The organism is Halobaculum roseum (genome assembly GCF_019880245.1).
Taxonomy (GTDB): domain Archaea; phylum Halobacteriota; class Halobacteria; order Halobacteriales; family Haloferacaceae; genus Halobaculum; species Halobaculum roseum.
In genome coordinates this window covers 2,224,103-2,242,997 of record NZ_CP082286.1, presented here as the reverse complement: position 1 = coordinate 2,242,997, position 18,895 = coordinate 2,224,103, and the positions used below count along the sequence as shown (strand labels likewise).

At 61.6% G+C, this 18,895-nt stretch carries 21 protein-coding genes; 16 read left to right on the top strand and 5 right to left on the bottom strand.

Going from position 1 to position 18,895, the window contains the following annotated elements; genetic code table 11:
* Window positions 1-13 precede the first annotated feature (13 nt).
* Together K6T36_RS11365 and K6T36_RS11360 are read right to left on the bottom strand one after the other, a co-directional pair.
* Complete coding sequence (locus tag K6T36_RS11365; RefSeq protein WP_222921384.1) at window positions 14-322, bottom strand: DUF3006 domain-containing protein; 309 nt, start codon at window positions 320-322, stop codon at window positions 14-16.
* Window positions 322-1,773 carry a lamin tail domain-containing protein gene (locus tag K6T36_RS11360; protein WP_222921383.1) on the bottom strand — a complete coding sequence of 484 codons (1,452 nt, stop codon included), beginning with the start codon at window positions 1,771-1,773 and terminating at the stop codon, window positions 322-324. The genes K6T36_RS11365 and K6T36_RS11360 overlap by 1 nt, the downstream gene beginning before the upstream one ends.
* 285 nt (window positions 1,774-2,058) lie before the next feature.
* On the opposite strand from K6T36_RS11360, the gene K6T36_RS11355 reads away from it, so the two are divergent.
* From K6T36_RS11355 to K6T36_RS11285, 15 genes are all read left to right on the top strand, one after another.
* Window positions 2,059-2,538 (top strand): DUF7529 family protein, encoded by a 480-nt coding sequence (locus K6T36_RS11355; RefSeq protein ID WP_222921382.1) that lies wholly within the window; start codon window positions 2,059-2,061, stop codon window positions 2,536-2,538.
* 484 nt (window positions 2,539-3,022) lie between these two features.
* Complete coding sequence (locus tag K6T36_RS11350) at window positions 3,023-4,474, top strand: ABC transporter substrate-binding protein (RefSeq protein ID WP_225935111.1); 1,452 nt, start codon at window positions 3,023-3,025, stop codon at window positions 4,472-4,474.
* 52 nt (window positions 4,475-4,526) lie between these two features.
* Window positions 4,527-5,546 (top strand): ABC transporter permease, encoded by a 1,020-nt coding sequence (locus K6T36_RS11345; protein WP_222921380.1) that lies wholly within the window; start codon window positions 4,527-4,529, stop codon window positions 5,544-5,546.
* A complete protein-coding gene (locus tag K6T36_RS11340) occupies window positions 5,547-6,452 on the top strand; it encodes an ABC transporter permease (protein ID WP_222921379.1) in 906 nt (301 codons plus the stop codon).
* A gap of 1 nt (window position 6,453) precedes the next feature.
* Complete coding sequence (locus K6T36_RS11335; protein ID WP_222921378.1) at window positions 6,454-7,581, top strand: ABC transporter ATP-binding protein; 1,128 nt, start codon at window positions 6,454-6,456, stop codon at window positions 7,579-7,581.
* On the top strand, window positions 7,518-8,633 hold the full coding sequence (locus tag K6T36_RS11330) for an ABC transporter ATP-binding protein (protein WP_225935110.1): 1,116 nt from the start codon (window positions 7,518-7,520) through the stop codon (window positions 8,631-8,633). Before K6T36_RS11335 ends, K6T36_RS11330 begins: the two co-directional genes overlap by 64 nt.
* Window positions 8,630-9,097: a hypothetical protein gene (locus K6T36_RS11325; protein WP_225935109.1), complete on the top strand. Its 468-nt coding sequence runs from the start codon at window positions 8,630-8,632 to the stop codon at window positions 9,095-9,097. Before K6T36_RS11330 ends, K6T36_RS11325 begins: the two co-directional genes overlap by 4 nt.
* Window positions 9,090-10,175, top strand: coding sequence for an S-methyl thiohydantoin desulfurase family protein (locus K6T36_RS11320; RefSeq protein ID WP_225935108.1), 1,086 nt, complete (start codon window positions 9,090-9,092; stop codon window positions 10,173-10,175). Before K6T36_RS11325 ends, K6T36_RS11320 begins: the two co-directional genes overlap by 8 nt.
* A gap of 35 nt (window positions 10,176-10,210) precedes the next feature.
* Window positions 10,211-11,128, top strand: a complete 918-nt coding sequence (locus K6T36_RS11315) for a DUF1177 domain-containing protein (protein ID WP_222921376.1) — start codon at window positions 10,211-10,213, stop codon at window positions 11,126-11,128.
* Window positions 11,125-11,790 carry an AroM family protein gene (locus tag K6T36_RS11310; RefSeq protein ID WP_222921375.1) on the top strand — a complete coding sequence of 222 codons (666 nt, stop codon included), beginning with the start codon at window positions 11,125-11,127 and terminating at the stop codon, window positions 11,788-11,790. The genes K6T36_RS11315 and K6T36_RS11310 overlap by 4 nt, the downstream gene beginning before the upstream one ends.
* A 1-nt stretch (window position 11,791) precedes the next feature.
* Window positions 11,792-12,739 carry an aminopeptidase gene (locus K6T36_RS11305; protein WP_222921374.1) on the top strand — a complete coding sequence of 316 codons (948 nt, stop codon included), beginning with the start codon at window positions 11,792-11,794 and terminating at the stop codon, window positions 12,737-12,739.
* Complete coding sequence (locus K6T36_RS11300) at window positions 12,736-13,671, top strand: nitroreductase family protein (protein ID WP_222921373.1); 936 nt, start codon at window positions 12,736-12,738, stop codon at window positions 13,669-13,671. The genes K6T36_RS11305 and K6T36_RS11300 overlap by 4 nt, the downstream gene beginning before the upstream one ends.
* 20 nt (window positions 13,672-13,691) lie before the next feature.
* Window positions 13,692-14,342, top strand: coding sequence for an aspartate/glutamate racemase family protein (locus K6T36_RS11295; RefSeq protein ID WP_225935107.1), 651 nt, complete (start codon window positions 13,692-13,694; stop codon window positions 14,340-14,342).
* A gap of 34 nt (window positions 14,343-14,376) precedes the next feature.
* The gene (locus K6T36_RS11290; protein WP_222921372.1) at window positions 14,377-15,420 is read left to right on the top strand and encodes a succinylglutamate desuccinylase/aspartoacylase family protein; all 1,044 of its coding nucleotides are present in this window, start codon (window positions 14,377-14,379) and stop codon (window positions 15,418-15,420) included.
* Between the two features lie 121 nt (window positions 15,421-15,541).
* The gene (locus K6T36_RS11285; protein WP_222921371.1) at window positions 15,542-16,081 is read left to right on the top strand and encodes an Lrp/AsnC family transcriptional regulator; all 540 of its coding nucleotides are present in this window, start codon (window positions 15,542-15,544) and stop codon (window positions 16,079-16,081) included.
* Between the two features lie 67 nt (window positions 16,082-16,148).
* On the opposite strand, the gene K6T36_RS11280 is transcribed toward K6T36_RS11285, so the two are convergent.
* Window positions 16,149-16,823, bottom strand: coding sequence for a DUF6735 family protein (locus K6T36_RS11280; protein WP_222921370.1), 675 nt, complete (start codon window positions 16,821-16,823; stop codon window positions 16,149-16,151).
* A gap of 265 nt (window positions 16,824-17,088) precedes the next feature.
* Here K6T36_RS11280 and K6T36_RS11275 point away from each other — a divergent pair, with 265 nt between their 5' ends.
* Window positions 17,089-17,460: a hypothetical protein gene (locus K6T36_RS11275; protein WP_222921369.1), complete on the top strand. Its 372-nt coding sequence runs from the start codon at window positions 17,089-17,091 to the stop codon at window positions 17,458-17,460.
* A gap of 14 nt (window positions 17,461-17,474) precedes the next feature.
* On the opposite strand, the gene K6T36_RS11270 is transcribed toward K6T36_RS11275, so the two are convergent.
* Together K6T36_RS11270 and K6T36_RS11265 are read right to left on the bottom strand one after the other, a co-directional pair.
* Window positions 17,475-18,248: a hypothetical protein gene (locus K6T36_RS11270; RefSeq protein WP_222921368.1), complete on the bottom strand. Its 774-nt coding sequence runs from the start codon at window positions 18,246-18,248 to the stop codon at window positions 17,475-17,477.
* Window positions 18,249-18,266: 18 nt separating this feature from the next.
* Window positions 18,267-18,764 (bottom strand): sigma factor-like helix-turn-helix DNA-binding protein, encoded by a 498-nt coding sequence (locus tag K6T36_RS11265; protein WP_222921367.1) that lies wholly within the window; start codon window positions 18,762-18,764, stop codon window positions 18,267-18,269.
* Window positions 18,765-18,895: the final 131 nt, after the last annotated feature.

The window sequence follows — 18,895 nt, the reverse complement described above, 5'->3', positions numbered from 1 at the left end:
TTACCAAGGCGATTCACGAGTGGTCGTCTGAACGCTCCGACCCGAGCCGATTCGAGAGTTGGTCGAACCGATCTTGTGCCGACCCCGCTCGCGACTCGGTCTCCCGCTCGTTGTAGATGGCGTCCACCAGCTCCTGCGATTTCACCGTTACTTCGAGGACGGCATCCTGGTGTCGGCCATCCTCGGGCAGCTCCTGCTCGTCGACGACGAACTCTCGAAGCCCATCCGGTGTCGTCACCTCCAGCACGGCGAGGTCGCCCTCGAAGCGATCGACCACTGCCGTGTGCCTCCCGTCGGGAACGTCGGCGGTATCATCCGTCATTAGGTGTACTCCTCCTGCAGCACGATCGTCTCATCCTCCGTTCGGACCGTTACTGTATCCCCACCATTGTTCCAGACCGGTGCAGATGCGCCCCAGTAGAGGTCCGTGTCGGTGTCCGAGCCACTCCCCGTGTGGAGGGTGATCTGAGCGCCGGGTGCAAGCGTCGTCCCCTCGGGCACCGTGTACACGTGGTCGGCGCTGTCCGCGACCGTCCACCCGGAGAGATCCAGCGTACTGTCGCCGGTGTTCTCGAAGACGACGTACTCGTCGTTCAGGTTCTCTCGATCGTCGCCCTCCGCGTCCGCGTGGACCTCGGCGAGCACGAGCGCACCGGAGTCAGTTCCGCCGTCGGTAGCCGTCGCCATGGGTGTCGCGGTCGGGGTCGTACCCGGGGTGACCGTTTGGACGCCTCCGTCCGCAGCGGCAATCACAGCGCGGTCCTCGACGGGTGTCGTCGTCCCCGGTTCGATCGGGTCCCCTTCGCGGAGTTCGAGGGGGTTCGTCGGGGCACGGGCTTGGGTCTTGACTGTGACCGCCGAGCCGTTGCTTTCGAGGACGACGGTCCCGTGGGTTGCCGTCCAATACGCCGGAATCGAGCGTTCGGCGAACCGTTCGAGCACGACCTCATGCGGATGGCCGTACTGCGAGTCGTACGCACTCGAGATCACCGTGACCTTCGGCGAGACGAGATCCAGTAGCTCGCTACTGGAACTGCTATCGCTCCCGTGATGGCCCGCCTTGTACACGGTCGCGTTGAGCGAGGCGCCGTACTCGTCGACGAGGTACTCCTCCTGGCGCTCCTCGGCGTCACCCGTGTGGAGGAAACTCGTCTGCCCGAACGTGAGGTGGAGCACGATGCCGTTCTCGTTGCGGCCGTCGACATCCAGATAGGGATCGGGCGGCCCGAGCACGCGGGTCTCGACGCCCTCGAACGGGAGTTGGTCACCCTCACGCACTTCATACAGCGTGACATCGTACTCTTCGACGGCGTCGAGATACGCCTCGTACGTCTGCGTGCTCGCGGCGATCCCGGGGTCGTACACGGCGCCGACCCCCTCACCCTCGGTTTCGAGATACTCGATCACAGCGGCGTTCCCCCCGATGTGGTCGGCGTCGTTGTGGGTGACGACGAGATGGTCGACTCGCTCGATATCGTTCGCTTTGAGATACGCGAGGACGTGCTCGCCGTCGGTGCGGAAATCGCCCGTGTCGATGAGCATCGTCTCGCCCGTGGGCCCGATGATGAGCGTGCTCGCAGACTGCCCCACGTTGATGAAGTGGATCTCCATCGTTCCCTCGGGAGACGGGGCCTGTGACTGAGCCGTGGCGGATGCTGTAGGCGACGGCGACACTGGCGACTCGGTGTCGACAGTGGCACCCGGCGTTCCCCCGGTACAGCCCGCGAGGAGGATGACCACGGCGACGAGGGCGATGTGCCAGTGTCGATGCATTTGTTTCTCCTTCGGTGAGGCCCTACAAAACGTGTCCGGTGGGGCCCGTTGGAGGAGTATCGACCCTATGACCTTCAGTAGATCTCGCCGCCACAGGCAGCGGACTGTCGAGGACGTGGCGCTTCACACAGTCATCCCGCGGTGGTTGCCCGGCAGGGGATCCGCTGGATATCATACGTTGTCCGCTGATAATTTAAAACACGCCCGCTCATCTCCAATTCTTATTCGAACACTTGCTCACACATGGGCAAGGCGTTTTAGGTGTTAGATTTTGGCTCTAGGAAGATGAGCCGAGACAAGTTTAATCGGATGAACAAGGCGCTGGTTCGGTGGGATGAGATGACCGATGAGATCGAGCGACTCACACAAGAGTACGATGCGGAGGGCTGGGAGACACTCGTTCTCCACCCTGGCGATGTCGTTCCACAGCCGGCTGAGGACGATTCGAACCCAGCATTCAGACTTACGGTACCGGACTCGGAACTCGATGCACTGTCCGAGTTCGTGGGCGAGGACGACAGTGAGTTCGACGAGTACGAGACGCACCAGGCAGCGGCCGACGAGGTGAACCTGTTCCTCATTATTCTGAAATCGACGACGTTCGAGCGAGCGGTCTTCTATCCAGTGTACTACGACCCGGCTGTCGACATACAATTTGTCGACGATGTCCAGGACTCGGACGTACTGCATACGACTGTCACTGATCTAAATAAATCCCGGGAATTCGTGTTTTTCCACGACACACCGGAGCTATTTATCCAGTAGTCGTGCGATTCAAAGGGCGATGACAAAACAGTTGCTCGACAGCTTTTCTGCGCTGGGCTCGCGACCAGTCATGTTGTTGCCCCTACAGAATACCGTGGTCGAATCGGAGGCAGCGAGACGTGTTTCTACGATCATACTTGCATAATGGTTGTGATTCAAGTTTTAGTAATTGATTTACCACATCTCACGCCCGAATAAACTACATTCTGCGAAGCATTTATAACATATTGGTATGTGTCCGTTAGACATGGGGACTAGCAACACAGATCGTCGGCGGTTCCTCAAGTTAGTGGGCGCAGGTTCGACCGGCGTTGTGCTCGCTGGCTGTGCCGGAAGTGGTGACCAAACCAACCAAACGGGAGATACAACTGCAGACTCGGATGATTCCGGGAGCTCTCAACAACAGAACGATGGTGGTGACGGAACGAACGACTTCCACTTCATCGCCGGCCAGGTATTCGGGACCCTCGACCCGGCTGAACAGGTGGACTACACGCAGGGGTTAGCCGCTCAAAACCTCTACGACGAGTTCGTCACCGTCGACCCCGAATCGCTCGAACCCACCAATCATATCGCCGATAGTTGGGAGACCGAAGATGGCGGCTCGACGTGGGTGTTCACCATTCGGGACGATGTGACATTCACGGATGGATCGAACATGACGGCTGAGGACGTCGTCTACTCCATGCGCCGGATGCTCAACATGGAGGCGGGATACTCGTCCTTCTGGCTCGATTACATCGACCCCTCGGACGTAACCGCCAGAGACGAGCGGACGGTAGCGTTCGAATTCAGCCAAGCGTACGGTCCGGCGCTCGCGACGTTCGTCCAATTTTACATCGTCAACAGTGCCGTCGTCCAAGAGAACGAACAGGACGGCGACTACGGCAACGCCTACCTTCAAGACAACTCCGCCGGCTCGGGGGCATACGAACTCGAGAACTGGAGTCAGGGCACGTCCATCGAGACGACGGCCTACGAGGACTACTGGAAGGGCTGGGACGACAACAGCTTCGACACGTTCCGGTCGACGGTCATCACCGAGCAGTCGACCATCATCAACACGATGCGTGAGGGGAACGGTGACATGACGGACCAGTACATGGGGACGCAGGCCTACGAGGAGATGGACTCGATGTCCAACGTGCGGGTCCCGGAGGTGCCGCAGCTCCAGTTGTTCCACCTCCCGCTGAACACGCAGAAGGCGCCGACGGACGACGTCAACGTTCGGAAGGCTATCGCGTACGCCTTCGATTACGAAAGCGCGGTCAACGATATCATCGGCGGCGGCGCGGTCGCTGCGGGTCCGGTTCCTCGCGAGATGGCCGGACACAACGGCGATCTCTCGCCGATGTCGCAGGACCTCGAGCGGGCCCAAGAGTTCCTTGATCAGTCGGATTACACGGTAGAGGAGATCAACGAGATCGGCCTCGAACACGTGGTGGTCGCCGGGACGGAGCTGCAGCGTCAGATCGGTCTGCTCAACCAATCCGGTCTCAGTGAGCTGGGGATCGAGGTCGAGATCAACCCCCAGCAGTGGGCCACGATCACCGATCGCGCAACCGATCCGGAGGAGACCGCCCACATGACGAACATCTTCCACACCGCGAAGATGCCGTCGCCCGACAGCCACACGTATCTGATGTACCACCCGTCGTCGTTCGGGTCGTACATCTCTCAGTCGTTCTACACGACCGACGAGATAACCTCGGTACTGGAAGAGGCCCGGGGCACGACCGATCTTCAGGAGCGTCTCGACCGGTATCGGGAGGCCCAGGAGCTTGTCGTCGAGGGAATGCCCAGCGTCTACATCGCCAACCCGCCCTACCGCATCGGCATCAACGAAAACGTTGGTGGCTGGGAATACCAGGGCGTGATGTCCTTCGACTGGGACGTGCATTCGATGCATCGCGACGGCGACGGCCGGGCGAACTAGCTCGTGTCGCCTCCCAGTTGCGTGCAGTTGTGTACACCACTACGCACACACAATGTCATACGTTGACTACCTCGCTCGGCGAGCACTCCAGTCCGTTCCCGTTGTGTTCGGGCTCTCCGTGCTCATCTTCGTCATCTCCCGGGTCATTCCGGGGGATCCAGTCCGCCTCGCGCTCGGACCGGAGGCGAGCGATCAGCAGGTCCAGGCGTTGCGGGCCGAAATGGGCCTCGATCAGCCGTTGCCGGTCCAGTACGTCGATTGGCTGATAGGCGTCCTGCAGGGTGAGTGGGGGATGTCGCTACGGACGAACAACAACGTATTCAACGACATCATCGCACGCCTCCCCGCGACGTTCGAGCTCACGGTCGTGACACTGGTGTTCGCGGTCCTGCTCGCGATCCCGTTCGGCGTTATTGCGGGCACGAACAAGGACCGCTGGCAGGATCACGTCTCACGTATCACCGCCCTGTTCGGCGTGTCGATGCCTCGATTCTGGGTGGCTATCGTGTTGCAGATCATCTTCGTGGTGTCGCTCGGGTTGCTTCCACTGTCAGGTCGGCTCAGTGACGGCGTCGCGCCACCACCGGCGGTCACCCATCTGTACCTCGTCGACAGCCTGATCGCGGGTCAGTTCGGGACGTTCGTGGATGCGGCAACACATCTGGTATTGCCCTCGTTCGCGCTCGGACTGGCGACGCTGGCGCAGGTGATGCGACTCATTCGCTCGGACATGATCGACGAACAGCGCAAGGACTACGTACTGGCTGCGCGGGCGTACGGGCTTCCGAACAACCTCATCGAGTACAAGTACATGCTCCGCAACGCGTTCACGAGTTCGCTTACGGTTATCGGACTCGCGTTCGGGTTCCTGCTGGGCAACGCGTTCCTCGTGGAGATCGTGTTCGCGTGGCCGGGGATGGCTCGGTACGGAGTGGAGTCCATCCTCTATCAGGATTTCAACGCCATCGTCGGCGTCACTATCGTCGTCGGCGTGGCGTTCGTGAGCGCCAATTTCGTCGTGGACCTCCTGTACGGGTACCTCGACCCGCGTGTCAGATTGGGGGAAGAATAGATGGCTACTGAAACAGACAATCGACCGTTCGAATCCGACAATACCGCCCGACAACAGCGGATCGAGCAACTCAAACGTGGCGCACAAAGCTTCGCCCAGAACAAGCTCTCGATAGTCGGACTGGTGATGATCCTGACGCTCGTGTTCGCGGCGATCTTCGCGCCAGTGATTGCACCGTATCCAAGCGATTCGGGGCCCGGCGTTCACTTCGACCGCGCACACGAACCGCCGAGCCTCGAACATCCGATGGGAACCGACACGACCGGCCGTGACATCTTCAGTCGGGTGCTGTTCGGTGCGCGGCTCTCGCTGTTGATGGGGATCGTGGTGCTCTCGATCGCGATCAGCGTCGGTGTCACTCTCGGATTGGTCGCCGGCTACCTCGGAGGGGCGACCAACGCGGTTATCATGCGAGTGACCGACATCTTCCTCGCGATACCACCGACATTGCTAGCGATGGCGGTGGTGGCCGCGACCGGCGCGTCGCTGTTCAACGTCATGGTCGCTATCGCGTTCTCCTGGTGGTCGTGGTACGCCCGGCTCGTCCAAGGGGAAGTGCTCTCGATCAAAGAGGACGAATTCATCGAATCGAGCCGCGCGTTGGGCTCTGGCTGGCTCCGAACCACGTTCAAAGAGATACTCCCCAACGTCGTGAGCCCCATCACCGTCAAGGCCACGCTCGACATGGGGTTCGTCATTCTCGTCGGTGCGGGCCTCTCGTTCCTCGGGTTAGGCGCGCAGCCACCGACTCCAACGTGGGGGGCGATGATCGCACAGGGTCGCAACTACGTCACCAGTTACTGGTGGATCGCGGTGTTCCCGGGACTGGCGATCTCGTTCGCTGTCCTCGGGTTCAACTTCATCGGAGACGGGCTACGCGACGTCTTCGACGTGGATGTGAACTAACATGAGTGACCCAATACTCGAGGTTCGGAACCTCCACGTCAACTTCGACACGCACGAAGGCACAGCTGAAGTCATCAACGGCGTCGATTTCACCATCGAACAGGGTGAAACGGCGGCGCTGGTCGGTGAGACCGGCTGTGGAAAGAGTGTCACTGTAAAGTCCCTCATGGGGTTGCTGCCGTCGGCGACCATTCCCGAGGGGGAGATCATCTACAAGGGCCAGAACATGCTCGAACTCTCGGAAAGCGAGATCCACGCTCGCCGCGGCCGAGAGATGAGCATGATCATGCAGGACCCGATGACCAGTCTCAATCCCGTTCTCACGGTCGGCGAGCAGATGGTCGACGTCCTGAAGTGGCAGGGCCAACCACGAATGTCGCTCACCGAGTGGCTCCGAGACAAGCTCAAGAGCGGCTCTGAAGCGGAGTACCGCCAACGGGCCGTCGAGATGCTCAGTGAGGTCGAGATTTCCGCACCCGAGCGGGTGTTCGAGAGCTATCCGGTAGAGCTGTCGGGGGGGATGCGCCAGCGCGTACTCATCGCGATCGCGCTTCTGTCCGAACCGGATTTCCTCATCGCGGACGAGCCGGGGACCGCCCTCGACGTCACGACCGAGGAGAAGGTACTCGATTTACTCGATGAGCTCGTCGAGGAACGGGACACCAGCGTCCTGTACATCACCCACGATCTCGGCGTGGCCCGGGAGGTGAGCGACTACATCAACGTGATGTACGCCGGCGAGATCGTCGAACAGGCACCGACAGCCGATCTGTTCGCGGACCCGCACCACCCCTACACACGCGGTCTGCTCAGGAGTATCCCCACGTTGGCCACGGGGATCGGCGAAGGCATCGAGGGGCACCTCCCCGACTACACCGACCCGCCGAGGGCGTGCCGGTTCGCCGACCGCTGTCCACATGCCGAACCCGAGTGCCGAGAGACGTATCCGTACCCACGGGAGGTCGAGTCCGACCACAACGCTGCCTGTCATCTCTTCGATGGCCCGCCGGCACACGAACGCCATGTCGACCTCGGAGCCGAAACCGTCGACATCGGTCCGCCGCCGTGGGAGGCGACGGACGCGGGGTCAGAATCGGACGCTGTTGCCGATGGAGGGTCCCAGACATGAGCCTACTGAATAGAGACAGCGATGCGGCGACCCAGACCGATTCCGACGCTGACGAGCCGATGGTACGGGTCGAGAACCTCAAGAAACACTTCCCGATCCACGAGGGGGTTCTGCAACGACGGACCGGCGAGGTTCGGGCCGTCGACGGGGTCAGTTTCTCGATCGAGCAGGGCGAGACGTTCGGACTCGTAGGCGAGTCCGGGTCCGGCAAGACCACGACCGGTCGCTCGCTGCTCCGGCTTACCGAACCGACGGGCGGGACCATCGAGATCGACGGACAGAACGTTGTCGACCTCTCCGATGAGGAACTCAAGCGGTTCCGCAGAAACATGCAGATCGTCCATCAGGACCCGACGTCGAGCCTGAACCCCCGCCACAGAGTCAAGACCATCATCGAGGCTCCGCTCAAGATCCACGGATACGGGAGCGCCGACGAACGGCTCGACCGGATCGAGGAACTGCTAGAGATGGTCGATCTCCCGAGGGAGTTCCTCTACCGGTACCCGGGACAACTGTCGGGCGGACAGAAACAGCGGGTCGGGATCGCTCGGGCCGTCGCGCTTAACCCGAAGTTCGTCGTCCTCGACGAGCCGACGAGTGCACTCGACGTGAGTGTACAGGCCCGTATCGTGGATATTCTGGAGGATATCCAGGAGGAGTACAACATTACGTACCTGTTCATCACGCACGACCTCTCGCTGTTGCGGAACGTCGCCGACCGCATCGGAGTGATGTACCTCGGTCGGCTGGTCGAGACCGGAGACGTCGGGTCGGTGTTCGAGACACCCGAGCACCCATACAGCAGAGCGTTGCTCTCGGCGATCTCCACCGTCAGCGAGGCGGACGAGCAGCTCAAACCCGAGCAGCAACCGATCGAAGGCGAAATCCCCGATCCGAGGGAGAAACCCAGCGGGTGCGCGTTCCGTTCTCGGTGTCCGTACGCGTTCGACGCCTGTTCGGGCGACGAACCGCCGATGTATGAACTCGGGGACGATCACGACTCCCGGTGCTACCTGCACGACGACCAGTATCAGGAGGGACCGGGCTGGTGACGATGGTCGACGGTACATCTTCGGGCCGAGACGCGGAGACGTCCCGACTTGAGGCACTCAAACGCGCACGAAAGCGGCGGCCGTGGACAGACGAGCTCGTAATCGAGTGTGCGTCGAACCCGGTCGGATTCAAAGACCAGCTCCCCGCCTGCACCGCCTGCTCTGAGCCATGCGAGGCCGACGAAGTGTGTGCAACGGCGGTCGCGAAATCGGAGCGGCTCTTCGAGTCGATGAGCCGCCAGCAGGCCTACCATCTCGTCGAAAGCGCGATGAAGCGGCTTCGCACCCGAGGCGAAGCCGAATACCGGGACACCGATAGCGAGCGCCCGAACTCGTTCGTGGCACTGCGAGCGGAGGAACCGGTGGAGCGCGAGAGCGACGATGAGCCAGCTCGGGACGAGCGGAGTGGCGGCCGACCGGATCAGCAGTTCGAACACCAAGCGAGAGAGAATATCAATGAGTAATCACGGATACGACGACATCACTGCAGAGTGGGTTGAGCACGTCGCCGTCGGGGGCGCTGTCCTCGGCGGGGGCGGCGGCGGCTCGCTCGACGAAGGGATCGAATTCGGACACCTCGCGGTCGAGTACGGAGACCCGGAGATAGTCCCGATCTCCGAACTCGATCCGACGGAGGTCGTGTTGACGGTAAGCGGGGTCGGTGCGCCGGCCGCGACGGAGAGTCACGTTCGACCGGCAGACTACGTCCGCGCGGTGGAACTGGCTGTCGATCGGCTCGACGCTCGCGGGACAACCGTTGGCGCATTGATGACCAACGAGATGGGTGGGTTCGCGGCGGTCAACGGCCTGCTTCAGTCTGCGGTCACCGGCCTCCCGTTGGTCGATGCAACATGTAACGGCCGGGCGCATCCGACAGGGCCGATGGGATCGATCGGCCTCTCGGAGGACGAAGTGGTTCTGCAGGTCGGCGTCGGGGGCGAACCCGGCAGCGAGCGACATCACGAGTTACTCGTGGAGGCCCAGCTCGGATCTGCGGCCTCGACCATTCGCCAGACGGCCGAGGCCGCCGGCGGGCTCGTCGCGGTCGCACGCAATCCCGTGTCCGCCGACTATGCAGCGTCCAATGCCGCGGTGACCGTCTACGACCAGGCCGAGGCGGTCGGCCGAGCTGTCCGGACGGCCGCCGATGGCGCGACTGCGGTCGACGACGTCGCGAACGTGCTCGATGGCGAGGTCGCGGTTACGGGCACTGTCGAGTCGTGGGCGCTGGAGACAACCGGGGGGTTCGACGTGGGGACCGTGACCGTCGACGGACACGAATTGACGTTCTGGAACGAGTACATGACACTCGACCGGGACGGCGAGCGTCTCGCGACCTTCCCTGACCTGATCACTACGCTTGACGCCGAGACCGGCGAGCCGATCTCGACGGCGGAACTCTCGGAGGGGCAGTCGGTATCGGTCGTTGTCGCTCCGGCGTCCTCGTTGGCCCTCGGAGCGGGAATGCATCGACCCGAACTGTTCGAGCCTGTCGAGGAAGCAGTCGGTGAGCCGGTCATCGAATACGCGTTCGAGGAATAGCGAGCAAACGAATCCCAAACACATTACCTGATACTATGTTCGACAAAATTCAGCAAGCCTACGACGTTCTCGACCATCCGCAAGCCGACGGTCAATCAGTTCGCGACGAACTCGCCGATACTCCCGTCGATGTGGATGTGACTACCATTTCAAGCGATGACGGGACGACGGATTTCGTGAAGATCATCGTCCCAGGCACCGATCCGGACGCCGAGACGCTCGGTGTTGTCGGACGCCTCGGTGGGGTCGGCGCACGCCCTGCCGAGATCGGAATGGTCTCCGACGCCGACGGAGCCATCGTCGCGCTCGCCACGGCGTTCCAACTCGCGGAAATGGCCGACCGAGACGACGCGCTCGCCGGCGAGGTGCGCATCGCGACGCACGTCTGTCCGGACGCGCCGACGCAGCCGCACGACCCGGTTCCGTTCATGGGAAGCCCGGTCGACATGGAGACGATGAACGAACACGAGGTCGACGACGAGATGGATGCCGTGCTGTCCGTGGACGCGACCAAGGGAAACCGCGTCCACTGCGAGCGCGGGTTCGCGGTGTCTCCCACGGTCAAAGAGGGGTGGATTCTCCCGCCGAGCGAGACCCTCCTCGACGCGCAAGAGCGTGTGACTGGTGAACCACCGTCCACGCTCACCCTCACCACGCAGGACATCACACCGTACGGGAACGATCTCCATCACATCAACAGCATTCTCCAACCCGCGACAGCAACCGACTCACCGGTCGTCGGCGTCGCGACGACGAGCGTGAACCCGGTTCCCGGGTCCGGGACGGGTGCGAACTATCTCCCTGAACTCACGGAGGCGACCGGGTTCGTACTCGAGGTCGCGAAAGACTTCACCCGCGACCGCGCCGAGTTCTACGATGAAGGGGAATTCGAACGCCTCCGGTCGCTGTACGGCTCGATGGATCGGCTCCAGACGCCGGGGGAGGAAGCATGAAGACGATCGGACTCGTCACCATCGGGCAGTCGCCACGCACCGACATCACGCCGGACATCATCGACCAGTTCCCGGACGATGTCGAGTTCATCGAGGCGGGCGCACTCGACGAGTTCGACTCGGCGGACGAAGTGCGTGAGGCAGTCGGACCGCGGGAGGGGGAGCCCATCTTCGTTACTCGACTCAGGGACGGCAGCTCGGTCACGGTCGACCGAAACTCCGTGGTTGAGCTAATGCAGGCTCGTATCGACGAGCTCACCGACGACCACGGCGTCTCGACTATCGGAGTCCTTTGCACCGGCGACTTCCCGGCCTTTGAGTCCGATGTGCCGATTCTCGAGCCCAGTGATCTGTTGCACGCGTGGGCCTCAAGCATCGTCCAAGACGGCACGATCGGTGTACTGCTGCCCAAGCCGGAACAAATAGATCAGACCTTCGAGAAGTGGAACGGGTTCGATATCGTCCCTGCGGCGGGCTCACCGTACACCGAGGACGACGAGATCTCGCCGGCTGCCGAGGCGATCGGCACCGAAACCGACCTGGTCGTGATGGACTGCATGGGCTACTCGTTCGAGATGAAAAAGCGAGTCCAGGAGATGACGGACACGAGCGTGCTCCTCGGCCGGTCGGTACTCGCGAAAACTGCCACGGAGGTGGTGTGACATGGCGGACCTCGAGTCAGTGGCTAGCCGTGTCCTTGAAGAAAATATGGCTGTCGAGCCCGGCGAGAGCCTGCTGGTCGTGACTGACACCGACAAGCGTGCAATCGGCCACGCGCTCTTCGAGGCGGGTGACGACCTCGGCCTCGAGGCGGGGGTGATCGAAACTCGCCCGATGGAACGGAGCGGCATGGAGCCGCCGGCGTATGTCTCGGCTGCCATGGCCGCTGCTGACGTCGTCGTCTGTCCGACCAGCGCATCGTTGACCCACACTCGAGCACGCGAGGATGCGACGGACGCGGGTGCGCGAGTCGCGACCATGCCGGGTATCACCGAACACATGTTCAGTGAGGGGGCGATCACTGCTGACTACGCCGAGGTCGAACGGCTTACTGCCGCACTCACCGAACGGCTCACAGCAGCCGATGAGGCCCGGATCGAATCGACCACTGAGACGTTGACCGTGTCTCTGTCGGGCCGCGATGGGATCCCGAGCGACGGGCTGATCACGGAACCGGGTGAGTCGGGAAACCTCCCGTCAGGTGAAAGCTATATCGCGCCGGTCGAGGGGACGGCCGAGGGTGCCATCGCGTTCGATGGCGGGCTCGTGGGCGTCGGTGAACTCGACGACCCGCTGGTGGTCCGGATCGAGTCCGGCAGTATCGAATCGATCGAGGGGCCTTCAACCGAGGAGTTCCGTGACGCACTCGGAGACGACGAGTGTGCCCGCCGAGTGGCTGAGCTCGGTCTCGGCACCAACCCGGCCGCCGAGATCATCGGAACCGTACTCGAGGACGAGAAGGTGTACGGAACCTGCCACGTGGCCTTCGGCGACAATCACGGCTTCGGAGGGACCATCGAGTGCGACTCACACCTCGACGGGATCGTCCTCGAACCCGAGGTGTATCTCGATGACGAACTCGTCGTAAGTGGAGGCGACGTCGTGGTATGAGCGACATCGAGAGAGACCGCGAGCATCGGCCCGCGCTCGCAGGGGAGCCATCGCCGGTGGCAGATCTGACGGGATGGCTCGCCCGCCGAGCGACCGTTCGGGAGTTCGATACTGACGCGGAGATTCCGGACGCGGAGGTTCGCGAACTGGTCGATGCTGGACGGAAGGCCCCAACGAGCGGGACGGCCCAGATGTACAGCTTCGTGTGGATTCGTGATCCCGCGGACCGAGAACGGATTCACGATCTGTGCGATCGGGGTACTGAGCAGATAGAGGAGGCTAGTCACTTCCTGTTAGTCTGTATCGACCTGCAACGGATCAAGCAGTTGCTTGCCCATCGCGAGCGGGCGTTCCGCATCACTCCCGTGATGGGGCTCCTAGAGGGAGCAATCGACGCCTCGCTGGCCGCGATGGGTATCATGACAGCGGCCGAAAGCCGCGGCTACGGTGTGTGTCCCATCGGAAACATTCTCAACGGCCTCCCGGAGATCGCCGAGGTCGCTGATGTTCCGGCAGGCGTGCTGCCTGTCTTCGGGCTGTGTCTCGGGATCCCTCGCCACGGCGAGGCAACCGAGAACGCCCCACGCGTACCGCTCGAGGCCGTCCTTCACGAGGACGGGTACACCACCCTGAGCGAGGACATCCTTGAGCAGTGTTACGACGCGATGAACGGGATGTACGGTGAGAGCGTCTACGGGGATTCCAGCCGCGAATGGGACGAAACCCTCGAACGGTACTGGGGTCCGGACGGGTTCATGAATCGGCGAGAGGAGACGGTGCTGGCGGCGCTCCGTCAGCAAGGCTTCTTCGCGGCGCGTGGCGTTCACGAGGCCTCGGACACGAAGCGAGCTCAATCGACCGGAGACGGAGATAGTGCGTCCGGCAGTGCGGACGAATGCGAATGCGATCGGCAATCGGAGACAGAACAATGACGAGACCAGAACAAATCGAGATGGGCGTCCTCCGTGTACTGACACAGGACGATCCCGAGGCGGTATCGCTCCACGGACAGATAATCGAGTCACACTTCCCGAACATCGACACGATATCCCAGTGTATTCCGGACCATCCGGACGGGATCCCATCGGTCGATGCCGAGGCGGACGCATTGCCCTACGTGGAAGAGTTGGGTCGGGAGCTGGCGGCCGATGTCGACGTGGTCGGAATCAGTTGCGCACTCGATCCCGCGGTCGACTCATTGGATGCGGAACTGGACGTGCCTGTAATCGGGGCCGGTGCAAGCGTGGCGGCCGCTGCACGTGCTCGGGGTGAACGCGTCGGCACGCTCGGTCTCGAAAGCGGGACGGCACCGGTTGTTCGTGAGCTTCTCGGTGATAATTTACAGGCACGTGCGGTCGTCGAGGGAGCGGAGACGACGAATTACCTCACGACGAGCGAGGGCCACGACGCGATCCGCGCGTCGGTCCAACGACTCGCGGATGCCGGCTGTGACGTGGTCGCGCCGAGCTGTACCGGACTCACGACATCGGGAGTGCTTGCTGACCTCGGCGACTCACTCGAGATCCCGATCGTCGATCCCGTCCTCGCGATGGCGGCAATCGGAACTACCGCAGTGTATCCGGTCACGGCAGTTCCGGAGTGATTCAACGATGAGTAACACTATCGAAGTCGGCGACGTGAAGGCCGAACCGGGCGAGTTAGAAACGGGGTACATCGACGGCGTCGAGTTGACGACCGGAGACAGTATCGACATCCCGGCGCTCGTCCTCAACGGTGTCGAGGACGGACCGACCGCGCTGTTGTTCTCGACTCAACACGGCAAGGAACTCCAGGGCACGGAGGTGGTTCACGAGATCATGCATCGTGAACTCTCCCCCGAACGTGTCCGTGGTGCCGTCATCGCGATTCCGGTCGCGAATCCGCTGGCGTTCATGCATGCCACGTACCGGTCGTGGATCGACAACCGCGATGTCGGGTACGTCAATGTGGACAATCCGGAGGGGAACACGACCGAGCGACTCGCCAACGCGATCTGGAGTGAGGCGTGGAGTCAAGCCGACCTCGTGCTCAACTATCACTGTAACGACCATCCCGACTCGCTGTATTTCCAGATCATCGAACCAACCGACGAGACTGAGGCTGATCTGAAACGAGCGGCACAGGCGTTCGGCGTCACCACGATCCGTCGAGACGACCGCGTAGACCAAGGACCGAGCCCTGTCGGCTCGGACACCGTGCCGACGCTCAGTAACAAAGGGGCGGCCGAGGGGATCCCGGAACTCATGGTCGAGTTTATCGACGGTCGGTACCTCGATGAAACGAGTCTCCGAGTCGGTGTCGACGGTACTCTCAACGTGTTGAAAGAGTTCGACGTACTCGGCGGTGATCCAACCGAGGGTCCACAAGAGGGGATTACCGTCGTTCCCTGCAAGTACACCGGTGGAAGCGGAGTGAACCGAGCACACGGGATGCTCCGGAACGACCACGGCGGTATTCTGTATCCCCGTCAATCGACCGGCGAGTTCGTCGAGGCCGGTGAAGTCGTCGCGGACGTTGTCGATCTTCACGGCGAACTCGTCGAACACGTCGAAATGCCGGTCGACGGGTATCTCTGGGCCTACGCTGGTGCACAGCAGTTCGCTACTTCTGGCGCGATGCAGACGATCGAATCGGGCGGGAAGGTGGTCTACGCCTTCACCCACGAACCGGATCCAAACTAAAAACGAATTGGAACAGGTCGACCTACGAATCGGGTTCCGTTACCGCCGAACGGGCGCGATTCCCGGCCGTATAAGTAACAAAACGTAAAGGATTCAAATACCCCAATAATGTACGACTGTTATGAGCATTGAAACACCCGAGTCGAAGGAATGGATAGAGGATCCGAGAGTCGTTGAGCTGTTGGAAGACCGAATGGACCACAAGGACTATCTAATCTTTCGGGAACTCAACGAGGACGGCCGGCTGTCCGATACGGAACTGGCCGAGCGTGTCGATCTGTCGCGGACGGCGGCACGACGGCGCCGCAAGCAGCTCCAAGAAGACGGGATCCTCCAGATATTCGCGCTCCTCGTGTTCAAACAGGCTGATTACTCGTATGCGGAGGTTCAGATCACTTACGACACCTCAGCAAGCGCTGACCGTGTTGACGAGTTCATTCGGACGCTGCTCGACGATGGGCTCGTGTACGAGGTAGCCGAGTGTATGGGCGAACACGACCTGATGATACGGGTTTGGCAGTCCTCACTCGATAAAATTAACGCGCACGTTCGTCGCCATCTCCACGACAACGACGTAGTCGATTCCTACAGCGTCGTCCCGATTACGAACTCCTACAAAATGTTCCATCGGGACTTCACAGAGGACACTGCCGATAGCTAACTGCTGTTCCGTACGTATCACCCCACACCGACGCCCTCAGTCGGTGGAGAATTCGCTCGAACTGCGATTATTCTCGTGATCTCGGCGTCCTCGGCGAAGCGGTGTAGTGGGACGGATACCACCGACGCTCGTTCGTGTCCGCCCGCTGGACGTACGCCTCGTACCGACCCTGACGGTTCCCGAGGAGGCGCTCGACGAGGAACGTCGTCGCTTGGACCTCGCTGAACACGTCCCGGTCGATCAACTCCGCGGTCACCTCCTTTGCACCTGCAAACCTCCCCCGGAGGAACCCGTCGCCGACCGGGTCGCCGTCGTACCATCGAACCGTACAGATCACGCCGTGGCCGCGTGACGGGCTCTCCTCGACCGAGGTTGCCTCCGAATGGAACCCCAACCAGAACGTCCGGAACGCCGTCACCTGGAACTCCCTCGTCACGATGTAGAACGCCTCGTGCATCTGGAAGTCGAGGTGGTCGGCGAGCGCCGCTTCGACAGTGACTCCGACCGCGGTCGGTTCGAGCCGGACCTCGGTCTGCGTGTGTCGGTGCTCCTCGGGAACGTACGTCGAGGCGGCCGTCCCGAGCTCCTCGTAGATCGCTTGGCTCCCTTCGTACTCCTCGCCGAAGGGCGTCGCTTCGGTGATCCGATGCTTCAACCTGAGGTTGCAGCCGCCCCAGTGGGTGTAGTGCAGGTTGTACGTGCCGTCAGGTCGCTCGTATGCGACGAGTGCTCGATGTCCCATGTGTCTACGCGAGGCAAGCTGAATCGCCCCGCACCCGTCAGGGGCCGATAAAACGCCCACTGAGCAGTGATTCACGAAACCACTGGCTGCGAGGGGCTCATCGTGCTCATCCTCTCCTACACGAAGACGATACCAACCCGCAGTTCACACTCGGTGAACGCTCACGTGGTATGAGAGATGCAACTATCCCCGTCGAACGAACGACCGGATTATCTGAGGGATGTCGGCGGTAGTAATAATATCGTTGTGAACGGAGACAAATCCAATGGAGCATGAGGAATACCTCATCTGGGAGGTGGAAGAAGGAACCCTGTCCACGGACGAAGCGGGGGCGATCATCGAGTCCCTCGCCGACCAGGTCGCTTCGGAGACCGATTCGGAGATCGAGTACAGAGAAGTCCGCCCGCTGACGGGCCCCGAGACGGTCGTCGTCTCGTTCGTTGTCGGCGTCGCAAGCAAAGTCGCTGCACAGGCGATCTACGATGCACTCTCCGACACACCGGAAACGGAGTCCGTTCGTGTGAGCGAGGGTCTCTCCATCACCCACACCGGATCCGGCGATATCAATCTGTCAGTGTCTGATGCGGAAATCGAAGCCGCGGACGATCGGACGGACGAGGAACGCCGAGAGGAGTAACTGAACGGGGCTGGCTACCCGTCGAACAGCAATCGGATCCGGTAGTCGAAGTGGTCGATGAGCGTGTCACGGACGCGCTTGCTCGCGTTCGGCGCGATCCGATCCGCGGCTTCGCCTTCGATGACGAGTGAGGTGAACACCTCCGCGAACAACTCGGATTCGCTCATGCGGGAACTGGAGATCCCGTCGATGTCCGATTCAGGGATCGGTCCGTGGAGCCGCTCGCTGATCCGTTGTGCTTCGGTACGCTGTTGATCGGTCTCGAAGATCGGGTCGCTGTCCGCATGACCCGCATCCGGTGTGACAGCGTCGTAGAACACGTGTCCGACCTCGTGAGCGAGGACGGGACCGGTTCGGTAGCCGAGGAAGTCGAACGAGTCCTGCCCGATCTCGATGATCTCGATCCCCGGAAGGTACTGCCCATACAGCCCGTCGGTCCGGAAATCGATGCCGAATCGGGTTTCGGAGATCAGATCGATATCCCTGATGAACTGCTCGGCCTGCGTGGCACGGTCCTTGAGTTCCTCGTGGCGGATCGTATCGACGTGCGGGAAGTCGTACCCTCCTGGATCGTCTTTCCATTCGTCGAGATCGCGTGTTACGGGGTCGTTCCGGAGTTCGTCTCGCTCCTGAATGTTCGCGTCCCGTGTCTGGTGGAACTGTGCTGCCTCGATCCGCTTGTCACCGCCGCCCTGGAGGGTGAACGGCGTGTCCCGACCGCCGAGTCGAATGAATCCATCTGGAAGTTCCGTGATGTGTTCTTCGAGGTCGCGGTCGAGTGTGTACATGGGCGGTGGGATCCGTGCTTAGTTCATTTCGGAGACGATCTCATCGAGCGTATCGACGAACGACTCGGCGGAGTTCTTCCGGTCGCGGGCGCTGTACAGCTGTGAATCGACGGTACTCGGGCTGATGTTGAGGACGGTTGCCGCCTCCCCACGGCTGAACCCATAGATCTCACGCAGGGCATACACGTGGGCCTGTTTCTTCCCGAGGACGTCGTCCCCCGACAGCCGGGCGGCGTCGTTGAGGGCCTCGCCGATCGGTGAGAGGGTGACCTCCACTCCCGACTCGAGGAGCGCCTGGACGGTGTCGCTCATGATACTCGAATCCGACTCGACCGTCCGTTTCGGGATGAACCGCTCCTCGGATCGGTCGTACTCCCCGAGCGCGAGCTCGCCGCGTGCGTGGAGGTAGTACGCGACATCGCTCTCCAGTTGCTCGTTCTCGACGGTTCCGATCAGGACGGCCTCCTGTTTCGCGAGGTACTCCGGGAACCCACCGAGGGCGGTCCCGTCGATCATGCCCCCACCCTTGCCACCGTTGAATGGCAATCCATGTCGGTTCCGTATCTCTGACAGGGTATTAACCCTTTTGCCCAGATTGCTTCGCACTCGATTCGCCAACTCCCTCGGCGTGTCTCGGTTCGGTAATC

Coding starts and splice junctions, on each gene's coding strand:
- K6T36_RS11365 (WP_222921384.1), bottom strand. CDS start 322: ATGACGGATGATACCGCCGACGTTCCCGACGGGAGGCACACGGCAGTG.
- K6T36_RS11360 (WP_222921383.1), bottom strand. CDS start 1,773: ATGCATCGACACTGGCACATCGCCCTCGTCGCCGTGGTCATCCTCCTC.
- K6T36_RS11355 (WP_222921382.1), top strand. CDS start 2,059: ATGAGCCGAGACAAGTTTAATCGGATGAACAAGGCGCTGGTTCGGTGG.
- K6T36_RS11345 (WP_222921380.1), top strand. CDS start 4,527: ATGTCATACGTTGACTACCTCGCTCGGCGAGCACTCCAGTCCGTTCCC.
- K6T36_RS11340 (WP_222921379.1), top strand. CDS start 5,547: ATGGCTACTGAAACAGACAATCGACCGTTCGAATCCGACAATACCGCC.
- K6T36_RS11335 (WP_222921378.1), top strand. CDS start 6,454: ATGAGTGACCCAATACTCGAGGTTCGGAACCTCCACGTCAACTTCGAC.
- K6T36_RS11320 (WP_225935108.1), top strand. CDS start 9,090: ATGAGTAATCACGGATACGACGACATCACTGCAGAGTGGGTTGAGCAC.
- K6T36_RS11315 (WP_222921376.1), top strand. CDS start 10,211: ATGTTCGACAAAATTCAGCAAGCCTACGACGTTCTCGACCATCCGCAA.
- K6T36_RS11310 (WP_222921375.1), top strand. CDS start 11,125: ATGAAGACGATCGGACTCGTCACCATCGGGCAGTCGCCACGCACCGAC.
- K6T36_RS11305 (WP_222921374.1), top strand. CDS start 11,792: ATGGCGGACCTCGAGTCAGTGGCTAGCCGTGTCCTTGAAGAAAATATG.
- K6T36_RS11300 (WP_222921373.1), top strand. CDS start 12,736: ATGAGCGACATCGAGAGAGACCGCGAGCATCGGCCCGCGCTCGCAGGG.
- K6T36_RS11295 (WP_225935107.1), top strand. CDS start 13,692: ATGGGCGTCCTCCGTGTACTGACACAGGACGATCCCGAGGCGGTATCG.
- K6T36_RS11285 (WP_222921371.1), top strand. CDS start 15,542: ATGAGCATTGAAACACCCGAGTCGAAGGAATGGATAGAGGATCCGAGA.
- K6T36_RS11280 (WP_222921370.1), bottom strand. CDS start 16,823: ATGGGACATCGAGCACTCGTCGCATACGAGCGACCTGACGGCACGTAC.
- K6T36_RS11275 (WP_222921369.1), top strand. CDS start 17,089: ATGGAGCATGAGGAATACCTCATCTGGGAGGTGGAAGAAGGAACCCTG.
- K6T36_RS11270 (WP_222921368.1), bottom strand. CDS start 18,248: ATGTACACACTCGACCGCGACCTCGAAGAACACATCACGGAACTTCCA.
- K6T36_RS11265 (WP_222921367.1), bottom strand. CDS start 18,764: ATGATCGACGGGACCGCCCTCGGTGGGTTCCCGGAGTACCTCGCGAAA.